At 52.1% G+C, this 21,385-nt stretch carries 17 protein-coding genes; 15 read left to right on the top strand and 2 right to left on the bottom strand.

The window, feature by feature from the left end; all coding sequences use genetic code 11:
• From fdx to sseB, 4 genes are all read left to right on the top strand, one after another.
• A complete protein-coding gene (gene fdx / locus FEK42_RS20510; RefSeq protein ID WP_001124471.1) occupies positions 1-336 on the top strand; it encodes an ISC system 2Fe-2S type ferredoxin in 336 nt (111 codons plus the stop codon).
• Positions 337-347: 11 nt separating this feature from the next.
• A complete protein-coding gene (iscX, locus tag FEK42_RS20505; protein WP_000523616.1) occupies positions 348-548 on the top strand; it encodes a Fe-S cluster assembly protein IscX in 201 nt (66 codons plus the stop codon).
• A 177-nt stretch (positions 549-725) separates the two neighbouring features.
• Positions 726-2,009 (top strand): aminopeptidase PepB, encoded by a 1,284-nt coding sequence (gene pepB / locus FEK42_RS20500; protein WP_135492893.1) that lies wholly within the window; start codon positions 726-728, stop codon positions 2,007-2,009.
• A 118-nt stretch (positions 2,010-2,127) separates the two neighbouring features.
• The gene (gene sseB / locus FEK42_RS20495) at positions 2,128-2,904 is read left to right on the top strand and encodes an enhanced serine sensitivity protein SseB (protein WP_138211944.1); all 777 of its coding nucleotides are present in this window, start codon (positions 2,128-2,130) and stop codon (positions 2,902-2,904) included.
• Between the two features lie 31 nt (positions 2,905-2,935).
• Here the strand turns inward: sseB and timP are convergent, their stop codons facing one another.
• Both timP and sseA read right to left on the bottom strand, forming a co-directional pair.
• Positions 2,936-3,061: a small toxic inner membrane protein TimP gene (timP, locus tag FEK42_RS23230; RefSeq protein WP_252152854.1), complete on the bottom strand. Its 126-nt coding sequence runs from the start codon at positions 3,059-3,061 to the stop codon at positions 2,936-2,938.
• Between the two features lie 339 nt (positions 3,062-3,400).
• Positions 3,401-4,246 carry a 3-mercaptopyruvate sulfurtransferase gene (sseA, locus tag FEK42_RS20490; protein ID WP_138211943.1) on the bottom strand — a complete coding sequence of 282 codons (846 nt, stop codon included), beginning with the start codon at positions 4,244-4,246 and terminating at the stop codon, positions 3,401-3,403.
• A 206-nt stretch (positions 4,247-4,452) separates the two neighbouring features.
• Between sseA and yfhM the strand changes: the two genes are divergently transcribed.
• The 11 genes from yfhM (at position 4,453) to FEK42_RS20435 (ending at position 21,128) form a co-directional block, all read left to right on the top strand.
• Positions 4,453-9,411, top strand: coding sequence for an alpha2-macroglobulin (yfhM, locus tag FEK42_RS20485; RefSeq protein ID WP_138211942.1), 4,959 nt, complete (start codon positions 4,453-4,455; stop codon positions 9,409-9,411).
• On the top strand, positions 9,412-11,724 hold the full coding sequence (gene pbpC, locus FEK42_RS20480) for a peptidoglycan glycosyltransferase PbpC (protein ID WP_135492892.1): 2,313 nt from the start codon (positions 9,412-9,414) through the stop codon (positions 11,722-11,724).
• 148 nt (positions 11,725-11,872) lie between these two features.
• On the top strand, positions 11,873-12,304 hold the full coding sequence (gene ndk / locus FEK42_RS20475) for a nucleoside-diphosphate kinase (protein WP_000963835.1): 432 nt from the start codon (positions 11,873-11,875) through the stop codon (positions 12,302-12,304).
• A gap of 149 nt (positions 12,305-12,453) precedes the next feature.
• Positions 12,454-13,608, top strand: coding sequence for a bifunctional tRNA (adenosine(37)-C2)-methyltransferase TrmG/ribosomal RNA large subunit methyltransferase RlmN (locus FEK42_RS20470; RefSeq protein ID WP_130207500.1), 1,155 nt, complete (start codon positions 12,454-12,456; stop codon positions 13,606-13,608).
• Positions 13,609-13,892: 284 nt separating this feature from the next.
• A complete protein-coding gene (gene rodZ / locus FEK42_RS20465; protein WP_135492891.1) occupies positions 13,893-14,903 on the top strand; it encodes a cytoskeleton protein RodZ in 1,011 nt (336 codons plus the stop codon).
• A 26-nt stretch (positions 14,904-14,929) separates the two neighbouring features.
• The gene (gene ispG, locus FEK42_RS20460; RefSeq protein ID WP_000551807.1) at positions 14,930-16,048 is read left to right on the top strand and encodes a flavodoxin-dependent (E)-4-hydroxy-3-methylbut-2-enyl-diphosphate synthase; all 1,119 of its coding nucleotides are present in this window, start codon (positions 14,930-14,932) and stop codon (positions 16,046-16,048) included.
• A 110-nt stretch (positions 16,049-16,158) separates the two neighbouring features.
• Positions 16,159-17,433 (top strand): histidine--tRNA ligase, encoded by a 1,275-nt coding sequence (gene hisS, locus FEK42_RS20455; protein WP_130237914.1) that lies wholly within the window; start codon positions 16,159-16,161, stop codon positions 17,431-17,433.
• A 17-nt stretch (positions 17,434-17,450) separates the two neighbouring features.
• The gene (gene yfgM / locus FEK42_RS20450; RefSeq protein ID WP_135492890.1) at positions 17,451-18,071 is read left to right on the top strand and encodes an ancillary SecYEG translocon subunit YfgM; all 621 of its coding nucleotides are present in this window, start codon (positions 17,451-17,453) and stop codon (positions 18,069-18,071) included.
• Between the two features lie 10 nt (positions 18,072-18,081).
• Positions 18,082-19,260 (top strand): outer membrane protein assembly factor BamB, encoded by a 1,179-nt coding sequence (gene bamB / locus FEK42_RS20445; RefSeq protein ID WP_130207489.1) that lies wholly within the window; start codon positions 18,082-18,084, stop codon positions 19,258-19,260.
• Between the two features lie 117 nt (positions 19,261-19,377).
• Positions 19,378-20,850, top strand: coding sequence for a ribosome biogenesis GTPase Der (gene der / locus FEK42_RS20440; protein WP_135492889.1), 1,473 nt, complete (start codon positions 19,378-19,380; stop codon positions 20,848-20,850).
• Positions 20,851-20,912: 62 nt separating this feature from the next.
• Positions 20,913-21,128 (top strand): zinc ribbon domain-containing protein, encoded by a 216-nt coding sequence (locus FEK42_RS20435; protein ID WP_130207487.1) that lies wholly within the window; start codon positions 20,913-20,915, stop codon positions 21,126-21,128.
• Positions 21,129-21,385 lie beyond the last annotated feature (257 nt).

Below are 21,385 nucleotides of genomic sequence, written 5' to 3'. Positions count from 1 at the left end.
ATGCCAAAGATTGTTATTTTGCCTCATCAGGATCTCTGCCCTGATGGTGCTGTTCTGGAAGCGAATAGCGGTGAAACCATTCTCGACGTTGCGCTGCGTAACGGTATCGAGATTGAACACGCCTGTGAAAAATCCTGTGCTTGCACCACCTGCCACTGTATTGTTCGTGAAGGTTTTGACTCGCTGCCGGAAAGCTCAGAGCAGGAAGACGACATGCTGGACAAAGCCTGGGGGCTGGAGCCGGAAAGCCGTTTAAGCTGCCAGGCGCGCGTTACCGACGAAGATTTAGTGGTCGAAATTCCGCGTTACACTATCAACCATGCGCGTGAGCATTAACAGAGGTTAGTATGGGACTTAAGTGGACCGATAGCCGCGAAATTGGCGAAGCACTGTACGATGCGTATCCCGATCTTGATCCGAAAACGGTTCGATTCACCGATATGCATCAGTGGATTTGCGATCTGGAAGATTTCGACGATGATCCGCAGGCATCCAACGAGAAAATCCTCGAAGCGATTTTGTTAGTCTGGCTGGACGAAGCCGAATAATTTCCGCGTCATGCTTCACGCCGCAGATGCGTTGGCTGCGCTCGTTCACCCCAGTCACATAGTTATCTATGCTCCTGGGGCTTCACTCACTTGCCGCCTTCCTGCAACGCGAATCATTTAGCGGAAAAATCCTGGGGCTGCCAACTGGCGGCCCTTTTACAAAGAAGGATAACTAAAATGACAGAAGCGATGAAGATTACCCTCTCTACCCAACCTGCCGACGCGCGCTGGGGAGAAAAAGCGACTTACAGCATTAATAATGATGGCATTACCCTGCATTTGAATGGGGCTGACGATCTGGGGCTGATCCAGCGTGCGGCGCGCAAGATTGACGGTCTGGGCATCAAGCATGTTCAGTTAAGCGGTGAAGGTTGGGATGCGGATCGCTGCTGGGCATTCTGGCAAGGTTACAAAGCCCCGAAAGGGACGCGTAAAGTGGAGTGGCCGGATCTGGATGATGCCCAGCGTCAGGAACTGGATAATCGCCTGATGATCATCGACTGGGTGCGTGACACCATCAATGCACCTGCTGAAGAATTAGGGCCATCGCAACTGGCACAGCGTGCTGTTGATCTGATCAGCAACGTCGCAGGCGATCTTGTGAAGTACCGGATCACCAAAGGCGAAGATCTGCGCGATCAAGGTTATATGGGGCTGCACACTGTCGGACGCGGTTCAGAACGTTCTCCGGTATTGCTGGCGCTGGATTACAACCCAACTGGCGATAAAGAAGCGCCAGTGTACGCGTGCCTGGTAGGTAAAGGTATCACTTTTGATTCCGGCGGCTACAGCCTCAAACAGACTGCGTTTATGGACTCGATGAAGTCGGACATGGGCGGCGCGGCAACGGTTACCGGGGCGCTGGCATTTGCCATTACGCGCGGACTGAACAAGCGCGTGAAGCTGTTCCTCTGCTGTGCGGATAACCTGATCAGCGGCAACGCGTTCAAACTGGGCGATATCATCACCTATCGCAACGGTAAAAAAGTCGAAGTGATGAACACTGATGCCGAAGGGCGTCTGGTGCTGGCCGATGGTCTGATTGATGCCAGTGCGCAGAAACCGGAACTAATCATTGATGCGGCGACCCTCACCGGGGCGGCGAAAACCGCGCTGGGTAATGATTATCACGCGCTGTTCAGTTTTGACGATGCGCTTGCCGGTCGCTTGCTGGCGAGTGCCGCGCAGGAGAACGAACCTTTCTGGCGTCTGCCGCTGGCGGAGTTCCATCGCAGCCAGCTGCCGTCTAACTTTGCCGAACTGAACAACACGGGCAGTGCTGCTTATCCGGCAGGTGCAAGTACGGCGGCGGGCTTCCTGTCGCACTTTGTTGAGAACTATCAGCAAGGCTGGCTGCATATTGACTGTTCGGCGACTTACCGTAAAGCGCCGGTTGAACAGTGGTCTGCGGGGGCGACCGGGCTGGGTGTGCGCACGATTGCCAATCTGTTAACGGCGTAAACGTCTTATTTGGCCTACAAAATTGCGAAAATTCAATAGATTGCGACTCCCTTGTGGGCCTGATAAGCGTAGCGCATCAGGCACTTCCGCCCCGAACGTTGAATGAATTGTGGTTCTTATGTCCGAAACAAAAAACGAACTTGAAGACCTGCTGGAAAAAGCAGCAATCGAACCGGCGCACCGCCCGGCCTTTTTCCGTACTCTACTGGAATCCACCGTCTGGGTGCCCGGTACGGCGGCACAGGGCGAGGCTGTAGTTGAAGATAGCGCGCTCGATTTACAGCACTGGGAAAAAGATGACGGCACCAGCGTCATTCCTTTTTTCACCTCGTTAGAAGCACTTCAACAGGCGGTTGAAGACGAACAGGCATTTGTCGTAATGCCCGTTCGCACATTGTTTGAGATGACCCTTGGCGAAACGCTCTTCCTTAACGCCAAACTGCCAACCGGTAAAGAATTTATGCCGCGTGAAATCAGTTTGTTGATTGGTGAAGAAGGGAATCCGCTGAGCAGTCAGGAAGTACTGGAAGGCGGTGAATCGCTGATATTATCGGAAGTCGCAGAGCCGCCAGCACAAATGATTGATTCACTCACCACCTTATTTAAAACCATTAAGCCAGTGAAGCGTGCTTTTATTTGTTCAATTAAAGAGAACGAAGAGGCACAGCCTAATTTACTTATTGGCATTGAAGCCGATGGTGATATCGAAGAAATTATTCAGGCAGCGGGAAGTGTAGCGACCGATACATTACCTGGCGATGAACCAATCGATCTTTGTCAGGTAAAAAAAGGGGAAAAAGGAATTAGCCACTTTATTACCGAACATATTGCGCCATTCTATGAACGTCGCTGGGGTGGTTTTTTGCGTGACTTTAAACAGAATCGGATAATCTAAAATATGCCGCCCCAAAGGGCGGCATTCGGGCTTACCTGCTGTTCTGAAGGTTGTTAACCACCAGTAAATTGTTACCGGAGAGATTCCGGTTATTATTTACTTCGGAAAACAGCGCACCAGAAACAATAAGTACGATACAAAAGCACCGTATCTTCATTGTGCGGTCCATGCGAAGACCGCATCACGACAGCACCACTGGCGATATTGCCGCGATAGCAAGCGCTGTGAAACACCTGCATTTACGGCCATGGAACATCCTTTCCTTAAGCCAGCGCCCGTTTGCGAGACGGCGGAAAGGGCCGTAGTGGATAATACACTAGCTGAACAAATATTACTCTCTTTGGCTTGACAAAAAGAGAGTTACTGGCGAGTATTGCTCTGCTGTGAAGCACCTGCGTTGTTCATGCAACACAAGTCAACCTGCTGGAAAGGCCGCGAACCAGACCAGCAATAAAAAACCGCCGAATTCGGCGGTTTTTTATTGCCTGTAAAAAGCTTATTTCACTGGCTCAACCGGTAAATCTGCCCGTGCGCCCCATTCACTCCACGCCCCGTCGTACAGTTTCACGTTTGGCACATCCAGCGTTGCGAGTGCCAACAAAACCACGGCTGCCGTTACACCAGAGCCGCAGCTGACGATAATCGGTTTGTCATAGCTGATGCCGCGACCAAAAAATATCGCATCCAGTTCATCGGTCGTTTTCAGTTCGCCTTCGCGCACCAGTTCTGTCCATGGGACATTCACCGCGCCGGGAATATGTCCGCGACGTAAACCTGCGCGAGGTTCATCAACTTCCGCGTTAAAACGCGCAGCCGGGCGGGCATCGATAATTTGTGCCGTTTTTTCATGACTTGCCAATAACACATCGGTCACTTTCACCACGGCTTCCGGGGTAAACGCGACGTTAAACTCACCTTCCGGTAGTTCCACTGCGCCTTCTTCTAACAGCAGATCATCACGTTGCCAGCCCGCTAAGCCACCGCCAAGGATTGACACTTTCTCCACACCAAAAGCGCGCAGCATCCACCACGCGCGCGGCGCAGAAAATAGGCTTCCTTCATCATAGACAATCAGATGCTTGTCCTGATTAACGCCCAGTTCACGCATCGCGACGGCGAACGTTTCCGGGCGAGGCAGCATGTGCGGAAGGGGGGATGTATGATCAGAAAGAGCTTCGATATCGAAAAATACTGCACCGGGGATATGACCGTTCAGATACTCCTGGGCAACGTTACGCTCTTCCTGCCCGGGCGGTGCCATACGAGCATCAATAATCTGAATTTCCGGGTCATCAATATGTTCGGCGAGCCAGTCGGCTCCTACAAACCATGTCGTGGACATAGGCATCTCCATTTTTGCCGGGGTTAAGTTAAATTGTCGGATGTTTGCCGAAAAGCGACAAGCAAAAGAGGCTGATTTGGCTGCCTGAGCCACATTTCTCACTAAAATTCGGATTTTGTAGATGTGATAGTGAATTACATAACATCATTTCTCACGCATAATAATCATTCGACGTTGCTAACGGGCCATTGTGGCAGGGATGAGAGATGAAAAAGTTACGCTTAGCCGCCTGTATGTTGATGCTGGCGCTGGCAGGGTGCGACAACAACGATAACGCGCCAACTGCAGTGAAAAAAGATACGTCTTCTGAAGTTGCTAAAGAGTCATCTTCGACAAATGCGACTTCTGCGAAACTCTCCTCGCCGGCGCGACAAAAACTGGCACAACAGAGTGCGGGTAAGTCACTGACATTGCTGGATCTCTCTGAGGTACAGCTCGATGGCGCAGCCACGCTGGTACTGACTTTCTCTGTCCCCCTCGACCCGGATCAGGACTTCTCGCGTGTTATTCATGTCGTCGATAAAAAGAGCGGAAAAGTGGATGGCGCCTGGGAGTTGTCAGATAATCTCAAAGAACTGCGTTTACGCCACCTCGAACCGAAACGTGATTTGATCGTCACTATTGGCAAGGAAGTTAAGGCACTCAATAACACCACCTTCAGTAAAGATTACGAAAAAACCATCACCACCCGCGATATCCAACCCAGCGTCGGCTTTGCCAGCCGTGGTTCGCTGCTACCCGGAAAAGTCGTGGAAGGACTGCCGGTAATGGCGCTCAACGTTAACAATGTCGATGTTAACTTCTTCCGTGTTAAGCCGGAATCGCTGCCAGCTTTCATTAGCCAGTGGGAATATCGTAACTCACTGGCGAACTGGCAATCGGACAAACTGTTGGAGATGGCGGACCTGGTCTATACCGGGCGGTTTGATCTCAATCCTGCGCGTAACACCCGCGAAAAATTATTGCTGCCGCTGGGCGATATCAAGCCGCTTCAGCAGGCGGGCGTGTATCTGGCTGTAATGAATCAGGCCGGACATTACGATTACAGTAATCCAGCCACGCTATTTACGTTAAGTGATATCGGCGTATCGGCCCACCGTTATCACAATCGTCTGGATATCTTTACTCAAAGCCTGGAAAACGGCGCGGCCCAGCAAGGAATTGAAGTCTCGCTATTAAATGAAAAAGGGCAGACCCTGACTCAGGCGACCAGTGATTCACAGGGCCATGTACAGCTGGAAAATGATAAAAACGCGGCGCTACTGCTGGCGCGTAAAGACGGTCAGACAACGCTGCTCGATTTAAAACTACCGGCACTGGACTTAGCGGAATTTAACATTGCTGGCGCGCCAGGCTACAGCAAACAGTTCTTTATGTTTGGTCCGCGCGATCTTTATCGCCCTGGCGAAACGGTAATCCTCAACGGCTTACTGCGTGATGCAGACGGTAAAGCTCTGCCGGATCAACCCATCAAACTGGACGTGATTAAACCTGACGGGCAGGTACTGCGTAGTGTTGTTAGCCAGCCGGAAAATGGCCTCTACCACTTTACCTGGCCGCTGGATAGCACTGCGGCAACTGGAATGTGGCATATCCGAGCCAACACTGGGGATAACCAGTATCGGATGTGGGATTTCCACGTCGAAGATTTTATGCCGGAGCGCATGGCGTTGAATCTGACCGGCGAGAAAACGCCATTAACGCCAAAAGATGAAGTGAAATTCTCCGTGGTGGGGTACTACCTGTATGGTGCACCTGCTAATGGCAATACCTTGCAGGGACAGCTTTTCTTGCGGCCGCTGCGTGAAACCGTTTCTGCATTGCCTGGTTTCGAATTTGGCGATATTGCTGCCGAAAACCTTTCCCGCACGCTGGATGAAGTCCAGCTGACGTTGGATGATAAAGGACGCGGCGAAGTTTCCACTGAAAGCCAGTGGAAGGAAGTACATTCCCCATTACAGGTTATTTTCCAGGGGAGTTTGCTGGAATCGGGCGGTCGCCCGGTGACGCGCCGCGCTGAACAGGCTATCTGGCCTGCCGATGTGCTGCCAGGGATCCGTCCGCAGTTCTCTTCAAAATCAGTTTACGATTATCGTACTGACAGCATGGTAAAACAGCCCATTGTTGATGAAGACAGTAACGCTGTTTTTGATATCGTTTATAGCGATGCGCAGGGCGTGAAAAAAGCAGTGTCGGGCTTGCAGGTGCGACTGATTCGCGAACGTCGCGATTACTACTGGAACTGGTCGGAAGATGAAGGCTGGAAGTCACAGTTCGATCAAAAAGATCTGATCGAAAATGAGCAAACGCTGGATCTGAAAGCGGACGAAACCGGCAAGGTAAGTTTTCCGGTAGAGTGGGGCGCTTATCGTCTGGAAGTCAAAGCGCCGAATGAAGCGGTCAGTAGCGTGCGTTTTTGGGCCGGATATAGCTGGCAGGATAATAGCGACGGTAGCGGCGCAGTGCGTCCGGACCGTGTCACGCTGAAACTGGATAAAGCCAGTTATCGCCCGGGCGACACCATTAAGTTGCATATCGCCGCGCCAACGGCGGGTAAAGGTTATGCGATGGTCGAGTCCAGTGAAGGGCCGCTGTGGTGGCAAGAGATTGATGTTCCGGCTCAAGGGCTGGATCTGACGATTCCGGTCGATAAAACCTGGAATCGTCATGATCTTTATTTGAGTACTCTGGTGGTGCGTCCTGGCGATAAATCTCGCTCCGCGACGCCAAAACGCGCGGTTGGTGTGTTGCATTTGCCGCTTGGTGATGAAAACCGTCGCCTCGATCTGGCGCTGGAAACACCATCAAAAATGCGTCCCAATCAACCATTAACCGTTAAAATTAAAGCCAGCACTAAAAATGGCGAGAAGCCAAAACAGGTGAATGTGCTGGTGTCTGCCGTTGATAGTGGTGTGCTGAATATTACTGACTACGTCACGCCAGATCCGTGGCAGGCGTTCTTTGGTCAGAAACGCTATGGCGCAGACATTTACGATATTTACGGTCAGGTTATTGAAGGTCAGGGGCGTCTGGCTGCACTGCGCTTTGGTGGCGATGGTGATGAACTGAAACGCGGTGGCAAACCGCCAGTAAATCACGTCAATATTGTCGCGCAACAGGCGCTGCCAGTAACGCTCAACGAACAGGGCGAAGGCACGGTTACATTGCCGATTGGCGATTTTAACGGTGAATTGCGCGTCATGGCGCAAGCATGGACGGCAGATGATTTCGGCAGCAACGAAAGCAAAGTGGTTGTTGCGGCACCCGTGATAGCGGAACTGAACATGCCGCGCTTTATGGCTAGCGGCGACACCTCACGTCTGACGCTGGACATCACTAATCTTACCGATAAACCGCAAAAACTTAACGTTGCTCTGACCGCCAGTGGCTTGCTTGAACTGGTGAGTAATTCCCCCGCACCTGTTGAATTAGCGCCAGGTGTGCGAACCACGCTGTTTATCCCGGTGCGTGCTCTGACGGGGTTTGGCGATGGTGAAATTCAGGCCACCATTAGCGGGTTAGCGTTACCAGGTGAAACCGTTGCCGATCAGCATAAGCAGTGGAAAATCGGCGTCCGTCCGGCATTCCCGGCACAAACGGTCAATTACGGTACGGCATTACAGCCTGGTGAAACCTGGGCGCTCCCGGCTGATGGGTTGCAAAACTTCTCGCCTGTTACGCTGGAAGGGCAGCTGTTGTTGAGCGGCAAGCCACCGCTGAACATCGCACGTTATATCAAAGAGTTAAAAGCATATCCCTACGGCTGCCTGGAGCAAACCACCAGCGGCCTGTTTCCGTCACTTTATACCAATGCAGCCCAACTGCAGGCGTTGGGTATAAAAGGTGACAGCGATGATAAACGCCGTGCGGCAGTCGATATTGGCATTTCGCGTTTGCTGCAAATGCAACGTGATAACGGCGGCTTTGCCCTGTGGGATAAAAACGGTGACGAAGAGTACTGGCTGACCGCCTACGTGATGGATTTCCTGACCCGTGCTGGTGAACAGGGTTACAGCGTGCCGACAGAAGCCATTAATCGTGGAAACGAGCGTCTGCTGCGCTATTTACAAGATCCGGGCATGATGTCGATTCCGTACGCTGATAATCTTAAAGCCAGTAAGTTTGCCGTTCAGTCTTACGCAGCGCTGGTGCTGGCACGGCAACAAAAAGCGCCGCTGGGTGCGCTACGCGAAATCTGGGAGCGTCGTGCAGATGCGGCTTCTGGTTTACCGCTGCTGCAACTTGGCGTTGCGCTGAAAACCATGGGTGATGCGACGCGTGGTGAAGAAGCGATTGCGCTGGCGCTGAAAACGTCGCGTAACGATGCACGGAAATGGCTGGGCGATTACGGTAGCCCACTGCGCGATAACGCGCTGATGCTCTCTTTACTTGAAGAGAACAAGCTACTGCCTGATGCACAGCAGGCATTGATTAACACCCTTTCACAGCAGGCATTTGGCGAACGTTGGCTCTCGACCCAGGAAAGTAACGCGCTGTTCCTGGCCGCCCGTACTCTTCAGGATTTACCGGGTAAATGGCAGGCGCAGACGTCTTTGTCTGCCGAGCCGTTGACAGGCGAGAAAGCGCAAAACAGCAATCTGGATAGCGATCAACTGGCAGCGTTGCAGGTGACCAACCGTGGCGACCAGCCGTTATGGCTGCGTGTGGATGCCAGCGGTTATCCGCAATCCGCACCACAACCTGCGAGCAATGTGCTGCAAATTGAGCGTCATATTCTTGGTACTGACGGTAAGAGTAAGTCTCTGGACTCGTTGCGTAGCGGCGATCTGGTGCTGGTCTGGTTGCAGGTAAAAGCCAGTGACAGCGTGCCGGATGCTTTGGTCGTTGATTTACTGCCAGCGGGCCTGGAACTGGAAAACCAGAACCTGGCTAACGGCAGCGCCAGCCTGGAGCAAAGTGGCAGCGAAGTGCAAAACCTACTCAATCAAATGCAACAAGCGAACATTAAGCATATTGAGTTTCGGGACGATCGCTTTGTAGCGGCGGTTGCTGTAGATGAATATCAGCCGGTAACGCTGGTGTATCTGGCGCGGGCGGTAACGCCGGGAACGTATCAGGTTCCGCAACCGATGGTGGAATCAATGTATGTTCCCCAATGGCGGGCGACTGGCGCTACTGAAGATTTGTTGATTATCAGACCGTAAATGCCTCGTCTGTTAACCAAACGTGGCTGCTGGATAACGCTGGCAGTCACGCCCTTTATTATCATTCTGGCAGCGTGGGGGGCAGATAAACTCTGGCCTCTGCCGCTACATGAAGTTAACCCCGCACGCGTCGTCGTGGCGCAGGATGGGACGCCGCTCTGGCGCTTTGCCGATGCTGATGGCATCTGGCGTTATCCGGTAACCATCGAAGATGTTTCTCCACGTTATCTCGAAGCACTGATCAATTACGAAGATCGCTGGTTCTGGAAGCATCCAGGCGTGAACCCATTCTCGGTGGCTCGTGCTGCCTGGCAGGATCTTACTTCTGGTCGGGTTATCTCCGGCGGCAGTACGCTCACTATGCAGGTAGCTCGCCTGCTTGATCCACATTCGAAAACCTTTGGCGGTAAAATTCGCCAACTCTGGCGCGCATTTCAACTGGAATGGCACCTGTCTAAACGTGAAATTCTGACCTTGTATCTTAACCGCGCCCCGTTTGGCGGTACGTTACAGGGGATCGGTGCGGCAAGCTGGGCTTATCTCGGAAAATCGCCTGCTAATTTGAGCTATTCCGAGGCAGCAATGTTGGCGGTGTTACCGCAAGCGCCCAGCCGACTGCGCCCGGATCGCTGGCCGGAACGTGCCGAGGCCGCTCGTAATAAAGTGCTCAAACGGATGGCTGCGCAAGGTGTGTGGTCCCGTGAGCAGGTAAAAGAATCTAGTGAAGAGCCCATCTGGCTGGCCCCCAGGCAAATGCCGCAATTGGCACCGCTGTTTTCGCGCATGATGCTCGGTAAAAGTAAAAGCGACAAAATCGTTACTACGCTGGATGCAGGTCTTCAACGACGTCTGGAAGAATTGGCGCAAAACTGGAAAGGACGATTGCCGGCGCGCAGCTCACTGGCGATGATCGTGGTTGATCATACCGATATGCGTGTTCGCGGTTGGGTAGGATCGGTCGATCTCAACGATGATTCACGCTTTGGTCATGTTGATATGGTTAATGCGATCCGATCGCCAGGATCGGTGCTCAAACCATTTGTTTATGGTCTGGCGCTGGATGAAGGTTTGATCCACCCGGCATCGCTGTTGCAAGACGTCCCCCGACGCACCGGTGATTATCGACCTGGTAACTTTGACAGCGGTTTTCATGGCCCGATCAGCATGAGCGAGGCGCTGGTGCGCTCGCTGAACTTACCTGCTGTGCAGGTGCTGGAAGCCTATGGCCCGAAACGGTTTGCGGCAAAATTACGCAATGTTGGATTGCCGTTGTATCTGCCCAACGGTGCTGCGCCCAATCTTTCGCTCATTCTTGGCGGCGCTGGTGCAAAACTGGAAGATATGGCTGCAGCGTATACTGCGTTTGCTCGCCACGGTAAGGCGGGTAAGTTGCGCTTACAGCCGGGCGACCCATTACTTGAGCGACCGTTAATGTCGCTGGGGGCCGCGTGGATTATCCGCCGTATTATGGCAGATGAAGCGCAGCCGCTTCCGGATAGCGCCTTGCCACGCGTCGTACCACTGGCGTGGAAAACAGGAACCAGTTATGGCTACCGCGATGCATGGGCAATAGGGATAAACGCTCGCTATGTGGTCGGTATCTGGACCGGCAGGCCGGACGGCACGCCCGTTGTCGGTCAGTTTGGTTTTGCCAGCGCCGTACCGCTGTTGAATCAGGTCAATAATATCTTACTGTCGCACAGTGCGAATCTGCCGGAAGACCCGCGTCCTGACTCTGTAAGCCGTGGCGTTATCTGCTGGCCGGGCGGACAGTCTTTGCCGGAAGGTGACGGTAACTGTCGCCGCCGCCTGGCAACCTGGCTGCTGGACGGGAGCCAGCCGCCAACTCTATTACTACCGGAGCAGGAAGGCATTAATGGCATTCGTTTCCCCATCTGGCTGGATGAAAACGGCAAACGTGTTGCCGCTGATTGCCCTCAGGCGCGACAAGAAATGATAAATGTCTGGCCGCTACCGCTGGAACCCTGGCTGCCTGCATCGGAGCGCCGCGCCGCACGCCTGCCATCGGCATCAACAAGTTGCCCGCCGTACGGTCACGATGCCCAGCTCCCGCTGCAGCTGACAGGCGTTCGCGATGGCGCGATTATTAAACGTTTACCTGGCACTGCTGATGCTTCTTTGCCTGTGCAAACCACGGGTGGCACAGGTGAACGATGGTGGTTTCTTAATGGTGCGCCGTTAACTGAACGTGGGCGTAACATTACGTTGCGTTTGAGTGAAAAAGGTGATTATCAGTTACTGGTGATGGATGAAATGGGACAGGTCGCGACGGTGAGATTTGCCATGCAGTAGTCTGTTTTGTCAGATTTTGTTGCTTAAACTCGGTTTATTTTAAAAAAATGTTACCTTCATCAATAGTCAACGGCCCTGTAGCTCATTATAATCCGCGCCATCTCGTACGCTGGTACAGACAACAACAGAATAATTTACAGAGGTAAAAATGGCTATTGAACGTACTTTTTCCATCATCAAACCGAACGCGGTAGCAAAAAACGTTATTGGTAATATCTTTGCGCGCTTTGAAGCTGCTGGATTCAAAATTGTCGGCACCAAAATGCTGCACCTGACCGTTGAACAGGCTCGTGGCTTTTATGCTGAACACGATGGAAAACCGTTCTTTGATGGTCTGGTTGAATTCATGACCTCTGGCCCGATCGTGGTTTCCGTACTGGAAGGTGAAAACGCCGTTCAGCGTCACCGCGATCTGCTGGGCGCGACCAACCCGGCCAACGCACTGGCCGGTACTCTGCGTGCTGATTATGCTGATAGCCTGACCGAAAACGGTACCCACGGTTCTGATTCCGTAGAATCTGCCGCTCGCGAAATCGCCTTCTTCTTCGGTGAAGGCGAAGTGTGTCCGCGCACACGTTAATATTTTCGTAAATGCCGCGTGCAAACGTGGCATCCATGCGCCAGAATTTGTACAATGCAGCGCCCCCGGACGAGCAGTCGCTCACCGGGGCGTTTCTTTTTTCAACCCTCCAGGGGCCATAACGTGTAATAACGAGGCCGGAATAGCATATGTCTGAACAATTAGTCACACCTGAAAACGTCACCACGAAAGATGGAAAAATCAACCTGCTGGATCTCAACCGTCAGCAGATGCGGGAGTTTTTTAAAGATTTGGGTGAAAAACCCTTCCGCGCCGATCAGGTGATGAAGTGGATGTATCACTATTGCTGCGACAACTTTGATGAGATGACCGACATCAACAAAGTGTTGCGTGGCAAGCTGAAAGAGGTGGCGGAGATCCGCGCACCGGAAGTGGTTGAAGAACAGCGTTCATCTGACGGCACCATTAAATGGGCAATTGCCGTGGGCGATCAGCGCGTTGAAACGGTGTACATTCCGGAAGACGACCGCGCCACACTTTGCGTCTCCTCGCAGGTCGGCTGTGCGCTGGAGTGTAAATTTTGTTCCACTGCCCAGCAAGGTTTCAACCGTAACCTGCGGGTGTCGGAAATTATCGGCCAGGTGTGGCGTGCGGCGAAAATCGTCGGCGCAGCAAAAGTCACCGGTCAGCGCCCGATCACTAACGTAGTGATGATGGGCATGGGCGAACCGCTGCTCAACCTGAACAATGTCGTTCCGGCGATGGAAATCATGCTCGACGATTTTGGCTTTGGCTTGTCTAAACGTCGCGTGACGCTCTCTACATCGGGTGTTGTTCCGGCACTGGATAAACTGGGCGATATGATTGACGTTGCGCTGGCAATCTCTCTGCACGCGCCGAACGACGAAATTCGTGACGAAATTGTACCGATCAACAAAAAGTACAATATCGAAACTTTCCTCGCTGCTGTACGCCGCTATCTGGAAAAGTCCAATGCCAACCAGGGCCGCGTCACCATTGAATACGTGATGCTTGACCATGTTAACGACGGTACAGAGCACGCGCATCAACTGGCGGAGCTGCTGAAAGATACGCCGTGTAAGATCAACCTGATTCCGTGGAACCCGTTCCCGGGCGCGCCGTATGGCCGCAGTTCGAACAGTCGTATCGATCGCTTCTCAAAAGTGTTGATGAGCTATGGGTTCACAACCATCGTGCGTAAAACGCGTGGGGATGATATCGACGCTGCCTGCGGGCAATTAGCGGGCGAGGTTATCGACCGCACTAAACGTACCCTGCGCAAACGGATGCAGGGTGAAGCCATCGACGTGAAAACGGTTTGATGTCTCTTGCGCCACGGTTACTTTTTGTACCGTGGCGTAATCTTTTATGAATATAGCATTAAGTTGCAATTGTCTGATCAATATTAACGGTGCGTTTTTGCTGACTTTAAGGCAGTATGTAACGATGCAACAGTGAGTTAGCTTTGATTCATGTGGGCTTTGTCATGAGCACACAGACAGTCTTATACTGTATGATAAAGGTTAACTTAATGGATGTCTCGCGGTGTGGGTGAGCATGATGGCTCACCGGCATCTCAATTCTCATTTAAACGTACCTGCAGCGAATGAATACTGAAGCCACGCACGACCAAAATGAAGCACTTACTACCGGCGCTCGCTTGCGTAATGCCCGCGAACAACTTGGACTTAGCCAGCAAGCCGTTGCCGAACGACTTTGTCTGAAGGTTTCCACGGTACGCGATATTGAAGAGGATAAGGCGCCAGCCGACCTTGCATCAACATTCCTGCGCGGGTATATCCGGTCTTATGCACGACTGGTGCATATTCCGGAAGAAGAACTGCTGCCGGGGCTGGAAAAACAGGCTCCGTTACGGGCCGCAAAAGTTGCGCCTATGCAGAGTTTCTCTCTCGGCAAGCGACGTAAAAAACGCGATGGCTGGCTGATGACCTTCACCTGGCTGGTGTTATTCGTGGTGATTGGACTGAGCGGTGCCTGGTGGTGGCAAGATCACAAAGCCCAGCAGGAAGAGATCACGACTATGGCCGATCAGACCACAGCGGAACTGAACGGTAATAGCGGCCAGGCACAGAGCGTGCCGTTAGATACCTCCTCAAACGCTAGTCAGAGTGACTCCACCACGACGTCAGCACCTGCGGATACTACTGCTGCAAACACGCAAACGTCAGACGTGACCATGCCGGCACCTGCCGTTGAACCACAGCAGAACGCAGTTGTTCCGCCTTCGCAGGCGAATGTGGATACCACTGCTACGACCGCGCCAACGGCAACGACGTCAGATGACACAGCACCACTGCCAACCGATCAGGCAGGCGTGACTACGCCGGCGGCTAACCCGAATGCACTGGTGATGAACTTTACTGCCGATTGCTGGCTGGAAGTCACTGATGCTACCGGTAAAAAACTGTTCAGCGGGATGCAGCGTAAAGACGGTAATTTGAATTTAACCGGCCAGGCACCGTATAAACTGAAAATTGGTGCGCCGGCCGCAGTACAGATCCAGTATCAAGGGAAACCTGTCGATCTGAGTCGTTTTATCAGAACTAACCAGGTTGCGCGTCTGACCCTAAATGCCGAACAATCACCGGCGCAGTAACAGACGGGTAACGCGGGAGATTTTGCATGCATAACCAGGCTCCAATTCAACGTAGAAAATCAACACGTATTTACGTTGGGAATGTGCCGATTGGCGATGGAGCTCCCATCGCCGTACAGTCCATGACTAATACGCGCACGACGGACGTCGAAGCGACGGTCAATCAAATCAAGGCGCTGGAACGTGTTGGTGCCGATATCGTCCGTGTTTCAGTACCGACGATGGACGCGGCAGAAGCGTTCAAACTCATCAAACAGCAGGTTAACGTACCGCTGGTGGCCGACATCCACTTTGACTATCGCATTGCGCTGAAAGTGGCGGAATACGGCGTCGACTGCCTGCGCATTAACCCAGGCAATATCGGTAATGAAGAGCGTATTCGCATGGTGGTTGACTGTGCGCGCGATAAAAACATTCCGATCCGTATTGGCGTTAACGCGGGATCACTGGAAAAAGATCTGCAAGAAAAGTATGGCGAACCGACGCCGCAGGCGTTGCTTGAGTCCGCCATGCGCCATGTTGATCATCTTGATCGTCTGAACTTCGATCAGTTTAAAGTCAGTGTCAAAGCGTCAGACGTTTTCCTGGCAGTAGAATCGTATCGTCTGCTGGCAAAACAGATCGATCAGCCGCTGCATCTTGGGATCACCGAAGCCGGCGGCGCACGCAGTGGGGCGGTGAAATCTGCCATCGGTTTAGGTCTGTTGCTGTCTGAAGGTATTGGTGACACGCTGCGCGTTTCGCTGGCTGCCGATCCGGTTGAAGAGATCAAAGTCGGTTTCGATATCCTTAAATCGCTGCGAATCCGTTCGCGCGGGATCAACTTCATCGCCTGCCCGACCTGTTCTCGTCAGGAGTTTGACGTCATTGGTACGGTTAACGCACTTGAGCAGCGTCTGGAAGATATCATTACCCCGATGGACGTTTCGATCATTGGTTGCGTGGTGAATGGCCCTGGCGAGGCACTGGTTTCTACACTCGGCGTCACGGGCGGTAACAAGAAAAGCGGCCTTTATGAAGATGGCGTGCGCAAAGACCGTCTGGACAACAATGACATGATCGACCAGCTGGAAGCGCGCATTCGTGCGAAAGCCAGTCAGCTGGACGAAGCGCGTCGAATTGACGTTCAGCAGGTTGAAAAATAATAACGTGATGGGAAGCGCCTCGCTTCCCGTGTATGATTGAACCCGCATAGCTCCCGAAACATTGACGGAAGCGTTGAGGGTTCATTTTTATATTCAGAAAGAGAATAAACGTGGCAAAAAACATTCAAGCCATTCGCGGCATGAACGATTACCTGCCTGGCGAAACGGCCATTTGGCAGCGCATTGAAGGCACACTGAAAAACGTGCTCGGCAGCTACGGTTACAGTGAAATCCGCTTGCCGATTGTAGAGCAGACCCCGCTATTCAAACGTGCGATTGGTGAAGTCACCGACGTGGTTGAAAAAGAGATGTATACCTTTGAGGATCGCAACGGCGACAGCCTGACTTTGCGCCCTGAAGGGACGGCGGGCTGTGTACGCGCCGGCATCGAGCATGGTCTTCTGTACAATCAGGAACAGCGTCTGTGGTATATCGGGCCGATGTTCCGCCATGAGCGTCCGCAAAAAGGCCGTTATCGTCAATTCCATCAGCTAGGTTGTGAAGTCTTCGGTCTGCAAGGTCCGGATATTGACGCCGAACTGATCATGCTTACTGCTCGCTGGTGGCGTGCGCTGGGTATCTCTGAACACGTTACCCTCGAACTGAACTCAATCGGTTCACTGGAAGCACGAGCGAACTACCGCGACGCTTTAGTGGCATTCCTCGAACAGCATAAAGAAAAGCTGGACGAAGACTGCAAACGCCGCATGTACACCAACCCGCTGCGCGTGCTGGATTCCAAAAATCCGGAAGTGCAGGCGTTACTCAATGACGCTCCGGCGTTAGGCGATTATCTTGACGAGGAGTCTCGCGAGCATTTTGCTGGTCTGTGCAAACTGCTGGAGAGCGCAGGTATTGCCTACACCGTCAACCAGCGTTTGGTGCGTGGTCTGGATTACTACAATCGTACCGTTTTCGAATGGGTGACTAACAGCCTCGGTTCCCAGGGAACCGTGTGCGCAGGCGGTCGTTATGACGGTCTGGTGGAACAGCTAGGTGGCCGTGCAACACCGGCAGTAGGTTTTGCGATGGGCCTCGAACGTCTTGTATTGTTAGTTCAGGCAGTTAATCCGGAATTTAAAGCCGATCCCGTTGTCGATATATACCTGGTGGCTTCAGGCGCCGATACACAATCTGCGGCGCTGGCATTAGCTGAGCGTCTACGTGATGAATTACCGGGTGTGAAATTGATGACCAACCACGGCGGCGGCAACTTTAAGAAACAGTTTGCCCGTGCTGATAAATGGGGCGCACGCGTTGCTGTGGTGCTGGGTGAGTCCGAAGTGGCCAACGGCACGGCAGTAGTGAAGGATTTGCGCTCTGGTGAGCAAACGGCAGTTGCGCAGGATAGCGTAGCCGCGCATTTGCGCACGTTACTGGGTTAAGGAAGGAGAAGGACAGCGTGGAAATTTACGAGAACGAAAACGACCAGGTTGAAGCGGTTAAACGCTTTTTTGCTGAAAATGGCAAAGCACTGGCTGTTGGGGTGATTTTGGGCGTTGGCGCACTGATTGGCTGGCGCTACTGGAACAGCCATCAGGTTGATTCCGCACGCTCCACTTCTCTTGCCTATCAAAATGCGGTTACCGCAGTTAGCGAAGGCAAACCAGACAGCATTCCGGCGGTGGAAAAATTCGCTGCTGAAAATAAAAATACTTATGGCGCGCTGGCTTCTTTGGAACTTGCGCAGCAATTTGTTGACAAAAATGAACTAGAGAAAGCTGCCGCCCAATTGCAACAGGGGTTGGCGGACACGAGCGATGAAAATCTCAAAGCCGTGATAAATCTGCGTCTTGCCCGAGTTCAGGTGCAGCTCAAGCAGGCTGATGCCGCGCTGAAAACCCTTGAAACCATTAAAGGTGAAGGGTGGGCTGCCATTGTTGCCGACCTGCGTGGTGAAGCATTGCTGAGCAAAGGTGATAAGCAAGGTGCGCGTAGTGCATGGGAAGCAGGCGTGAAAAGCGATGCTACCCCGGCACTGAGCGAAATGATGCAGATGAAAATTAATAATTTGTCCATCTGAGAGGGACCCGATGCAATTGCGTAAATTACTGCTGCCAGGACTGCTTTCCGTTACTCTTTTAAGCGGCTGTTCGCTGTTTAACAGCGAAGAAGATGTGGTAAAGATGTCCCCATTGCCGACCGTTGAAAACCAGTTTACGCCGACCACGGCGTGGAGCACCTCTGTTGGTAGCGGCATTGGCAACTTCTATTCTAATCTTCATCCGGCACTGGCGGACAACGTTGTCTATGCAGCAGACCGCGCTGGTTTAGTAAAAGCGATGAATGCGGATGACGGCAAAGAAATCTGGTCTGTCAGTCTGGCCGAGAAAGATGGCTGGTTGTCTAAAGAGCCGGCATTGCTTTCTGGCGGCGTGACCGTAGCAGGTGGTCACGTTTACATTGGCAGCGAAAAGGCGCAGGTTTACGCGCTGAATACCAGCGATGGTACTGTAGCATGGCAAACTAAAGTCGCAGGTGAAGCACTTTCTCGCCCGGTGGTTAGCGATGGTCTGGTACTTATCCACACTAGTAATGGTCAGTTGCAAGCGCTGAACGAAGCAGACGGTGCTGTTAAATGGACAGTTAACCTTGATATGCCTTCGCTCTCTTTGCGTGGCGAATCTGCGCCAGCCACAGCGTTTGGCGCAGCAGTTGTTGGTGGTGATAATGGCCGCGTCAGCGCAGTACTGATGCAACAGGGCCAGATGATTTGGCAACAGCGCATCTCTCAGGCGACCGGCTCTACTGAAATCGACCGTCTGAGCGATGTTGACACAACTCCGGTAATCATTAACGGCGTTGTTTTTGCACTGGCCTATAATGGTAACCTGACGGCGCTTGATCTGCGCAGCGGTCAGATTATGTGGAAACGCGAACTGGGTTCGGTGAATGATTTCATCGTCGACGGCAACCGCATCTATCTGGTCGATCAAAATGACCGGGTGATGGCGTTGACTATTGATGGCGGCGTTACGCTGTGGACGCAAAGCGATCTGTTGCATCGCCTGCTGACTTCTCCGGTGCTGTATAATGGCAACCTGGTGGTGGGTGACAGTGAAGGCTATCTGCACTGGATTAACGTCGAAGATGGTCGTTTCGTTGCCCAGCAAAAAGTTGATAGCTCCGGTTTCCAGACCGAACCGGTTGCCGCTGATGGCAAACTGCTGATCCAGGCAAAAGACGGGACTGTGTACTCCATTACACGTTAATCGTCTCTGTCGTTCACTTTGAAAACGGCTCCTGGACAGGGGCCGTTTTCCTGTTTTTAACAACGACGCAAAAAAAGCGATCGTTGTCTGATGATTTATAAAAATGAGGCTTTAAACATGGTACCTGTGGTCGCGCTTGTCGGGCGCCCTAACGTAGGAAAATCCACGTTATTTAACCGTCTAACTCGCACCCGAGATGCGCTGGTTGCGGATTTCCCGGGTCTGACTCGTGACCGTAAGTACGGTCGTGCAGAAATTGAAGGCCGCGAGTTTATCTGTATTGATACCGGCGGTATTGACGGTACGGAAGACGGTGTTGAAACCCGCATGGCGGAACAGTCGCTGCTGGCGATTGAAGAAGCAGACGTTGTACTGTTTATGGTTGATGCGCGTGCTGGCCTGATGCCGGCAGATGAAGCTATTGCCAAGCACCTGCGCTCCCGAGAAAAACCTACCTTCCTGGTGGCAAACAAAACTGATGGTTTAGATCCAGACCAGGCAGTTGTTGATTTCTATTCGCTCGGTTTAGGCGAAATCTACCCAATTGCCGCGTCTCATGGTCGTGGTGTATTAAGCCTGCTGGAGCACGTCCTTCTGCCGTGGATGGAAGATCTCGCGCCGCAAGAAGAAGTGGACGAAGACGCAGAATACTGGGCGCAATTTGAAGCGCAAGAGAACGGCGAAGAAGAAGAGGAAGACGACTTCGACCCGCAAAGTCTGCCGATCAAACTGGCGATTGTGGGGCGTCCGAACGTCGGTAAGTCTACGCTCACTAACCGTATTCTCGGTGAAGAACGCGTTGTGGTTTACGACATGCCAGGCACAACGCGTGACAGTATCTACATTCCAATGGAACGTGACGGACGTGAGTATGTACTCATTGACACCGCAGGCGTACGTAAACGCGGCAAAATCACCGATGCGGTAGAGAAGTTCTCAGTAATCAAAACGTTGCAGGCAATTGAAGATGCCAACGTGGTGATGCTGGTCATTGATGCACGCGAAGGTATTTCCGATCAGGATCTCTCTCTGCTGGGCTTTATTCTCAATAGTGGGCGCTCACTTGTGATTGTGGTGAACAAGTGGGATGGCCTGAGCCAGGAAGTGAAAGAGCAGGTGAAAGAGACGCTGGACTTCCGTCTGGGCTTTATTGATTTTGCTCGCGTGCACTTTATCTCTGCATTGCACGGCAGTGGTGTTGGTAACCTGTTTGAATCAGTGCGTGAAGCATATGACAGCTCTACCCGTCGCGTGGGTACGTCTATGCTGACACGAATCATGACCATGGCTGTTGAAGATCACCAGCCGCCACTGGTACGCGGGCGTCGCGTGAAGCTGAAATATGCCCACGCCGGTGGTTATAACCCGCCGATTGTGGTGATTCACGGTAACCAGGTAAAAGACCTGCCGGATTCCTACAAGCGTTATCTGATGAACTACTTCCGCAAGTCTCTGGATGTGATGGGTACGCCGATTCGTATTCAGTTCAAAGAAGGGGAAAACCCATATGCGAACAAGCGTAACACCCTGACGCCGACCCAGATGCGTAAGCGTAAGCGCCTGCTGAAGCATATCAAGAAAAGTAAGTAATTACTTATCTGGTTTCCCTTTCCATATGGAAAGGGAAACTCATGAAAATGTGAGGATCATTTATGGAACTCAGCTGCCCAATCTGCCAAAAACCTCTCGAACGTCAAGGCGAGACGGCTCACTGCGTAACTTGCGACAAAGATTTCATCGTCCAGGCACTTTGCCCTGACTGCCACCAACCGTTACAGGTGTTAAAAGCGTGTGGTGCGGTGGATTATTTCTGCCAGCATGGTCACGGTTTAATTTCTAAAACCCGTATTGAATTTGTCATTGCTTAATATCACTGGAATATATGATTTCGCATTATATATTCCTAATATAAATATTATAATCTCTTCTCTATTAGATTAACGGCTAATTAAAAATGAGCAAAGTCTCATTGTTATAACTTTAAGACTATGTTTAGCACTTCTGGTGTGCAGTTACTGCGTTATCTGGAATACAATATTAGACATTATTTTAGAATTAAATTCCCACAGGGAAAAACATGTTGCAATGGATCCGCTATATAACACTAATATTTATCTCCGGTGCT

Origin of the sequence: Escherichia sp. E2748 (assembly GCF_005781125.1) — a bacterium.
GTDB lineage: Bacteria > Pseudomonadota > Gammaproteobacteria > Enterobacterales > Enterobacteriaceae > Escherichia.
Note: the sequence above shows the minus strand (reverse complement) of the source record. Positions and strands in the feature narration are given on the sequence as shown.

Coding starts and splice junctions, on each gene's coding strand:
- FEK42_RS20470 (WP_130207500.1), top strand. CDS start 12,454: ATGTCTGAACAATTAGTCACACCTGAAAACGTCACCACGAAAGATGGA.
- bamB (WP_130207489.1), top strand. CDS start 18,082: ATGCAATTGCGTAAATTACTGCTGCCAGGACTGCTTTCCGTTACTCTT.
- fdx (WP_001124471.1), top strand. CDS start 1: ATGCCAAAGATTGTTATTTTGCCTCATCAGGATCTCTGCCCTGATGGT.
- rodZ (WP_135492891.1), top strand. CDS start 13,893: ATGAATACTGAAGCCACGCACGACCAAAATGAAGCACTTACTACCGGC.
- timP (WP_252152854.1), bottom strand. CDS start 3,061: ATGAAGATACGGTGCTTTTGTATCGTACTTATTGTTTCTGGTGCGCTG.
- sseA (WP_138211943.1), bottom strand. CDS start 4,246: ATGTCCACGACATGGTTTGTAGGAGCCGACTGGCTCGCCGAACATATT.
- pepB (WP_135492893.1), top strand. CDS start 726: ATGACAGAAGCGATGAAGATTACCCTCTCTACCCAACCTGCCGACGCG.
- sseB (WP_138211944.1), top strand. CDS start 2,128: ATGTCCGAAACAAAAAACGAACTTGAAGACCTGCTGGAAAAAGCAGCA.
- ndk (WP_000963835.1), top strand. CDS start 11,873: ATGGCTATTGAACGTACTTTTTCCATCATCAAACCGAACGCGGTAGCA.
- ispG (WP_000551807.1), top strand. CDS start 14,930: ATGCATAACCAGGCTCCAATTCAACGTAGAAAATCAACACGTATTTAC.
- FEK42_RS20435 (WP_130207487.1), top strand. CDS start 20,913: ATGGAACTCAGCTGCCCAATCTGCCAAAAACCTCTCGAACGTCAAGGC.
- yfhM (WP_138211942.1), top strand. CDS start 4,453: ATGAAAAAGTTACGCTTAGCCGCCTGTATGTTGATGCTGGCGCTGGCA.
- iscX (WP_000523616.1), top strand. CDS start 348: ATGGGACTTAAGTGGACCGATAGCCGCGAAATTGGCGAAGCACTGTAC.
- der (WP_135492889.1), top strand. CDS start 19,378: ATGGTACCTGTGGTCGCGCTTGTCGGGCGCCCTAACGTAGGAAAATCC.
- pbpC (WP_135492892.1), top strand. CDS start 9,412: ATGCCTCGTCTGTTAACCAAACGTGGCTGCTGGATAACGCTGGCAGTC.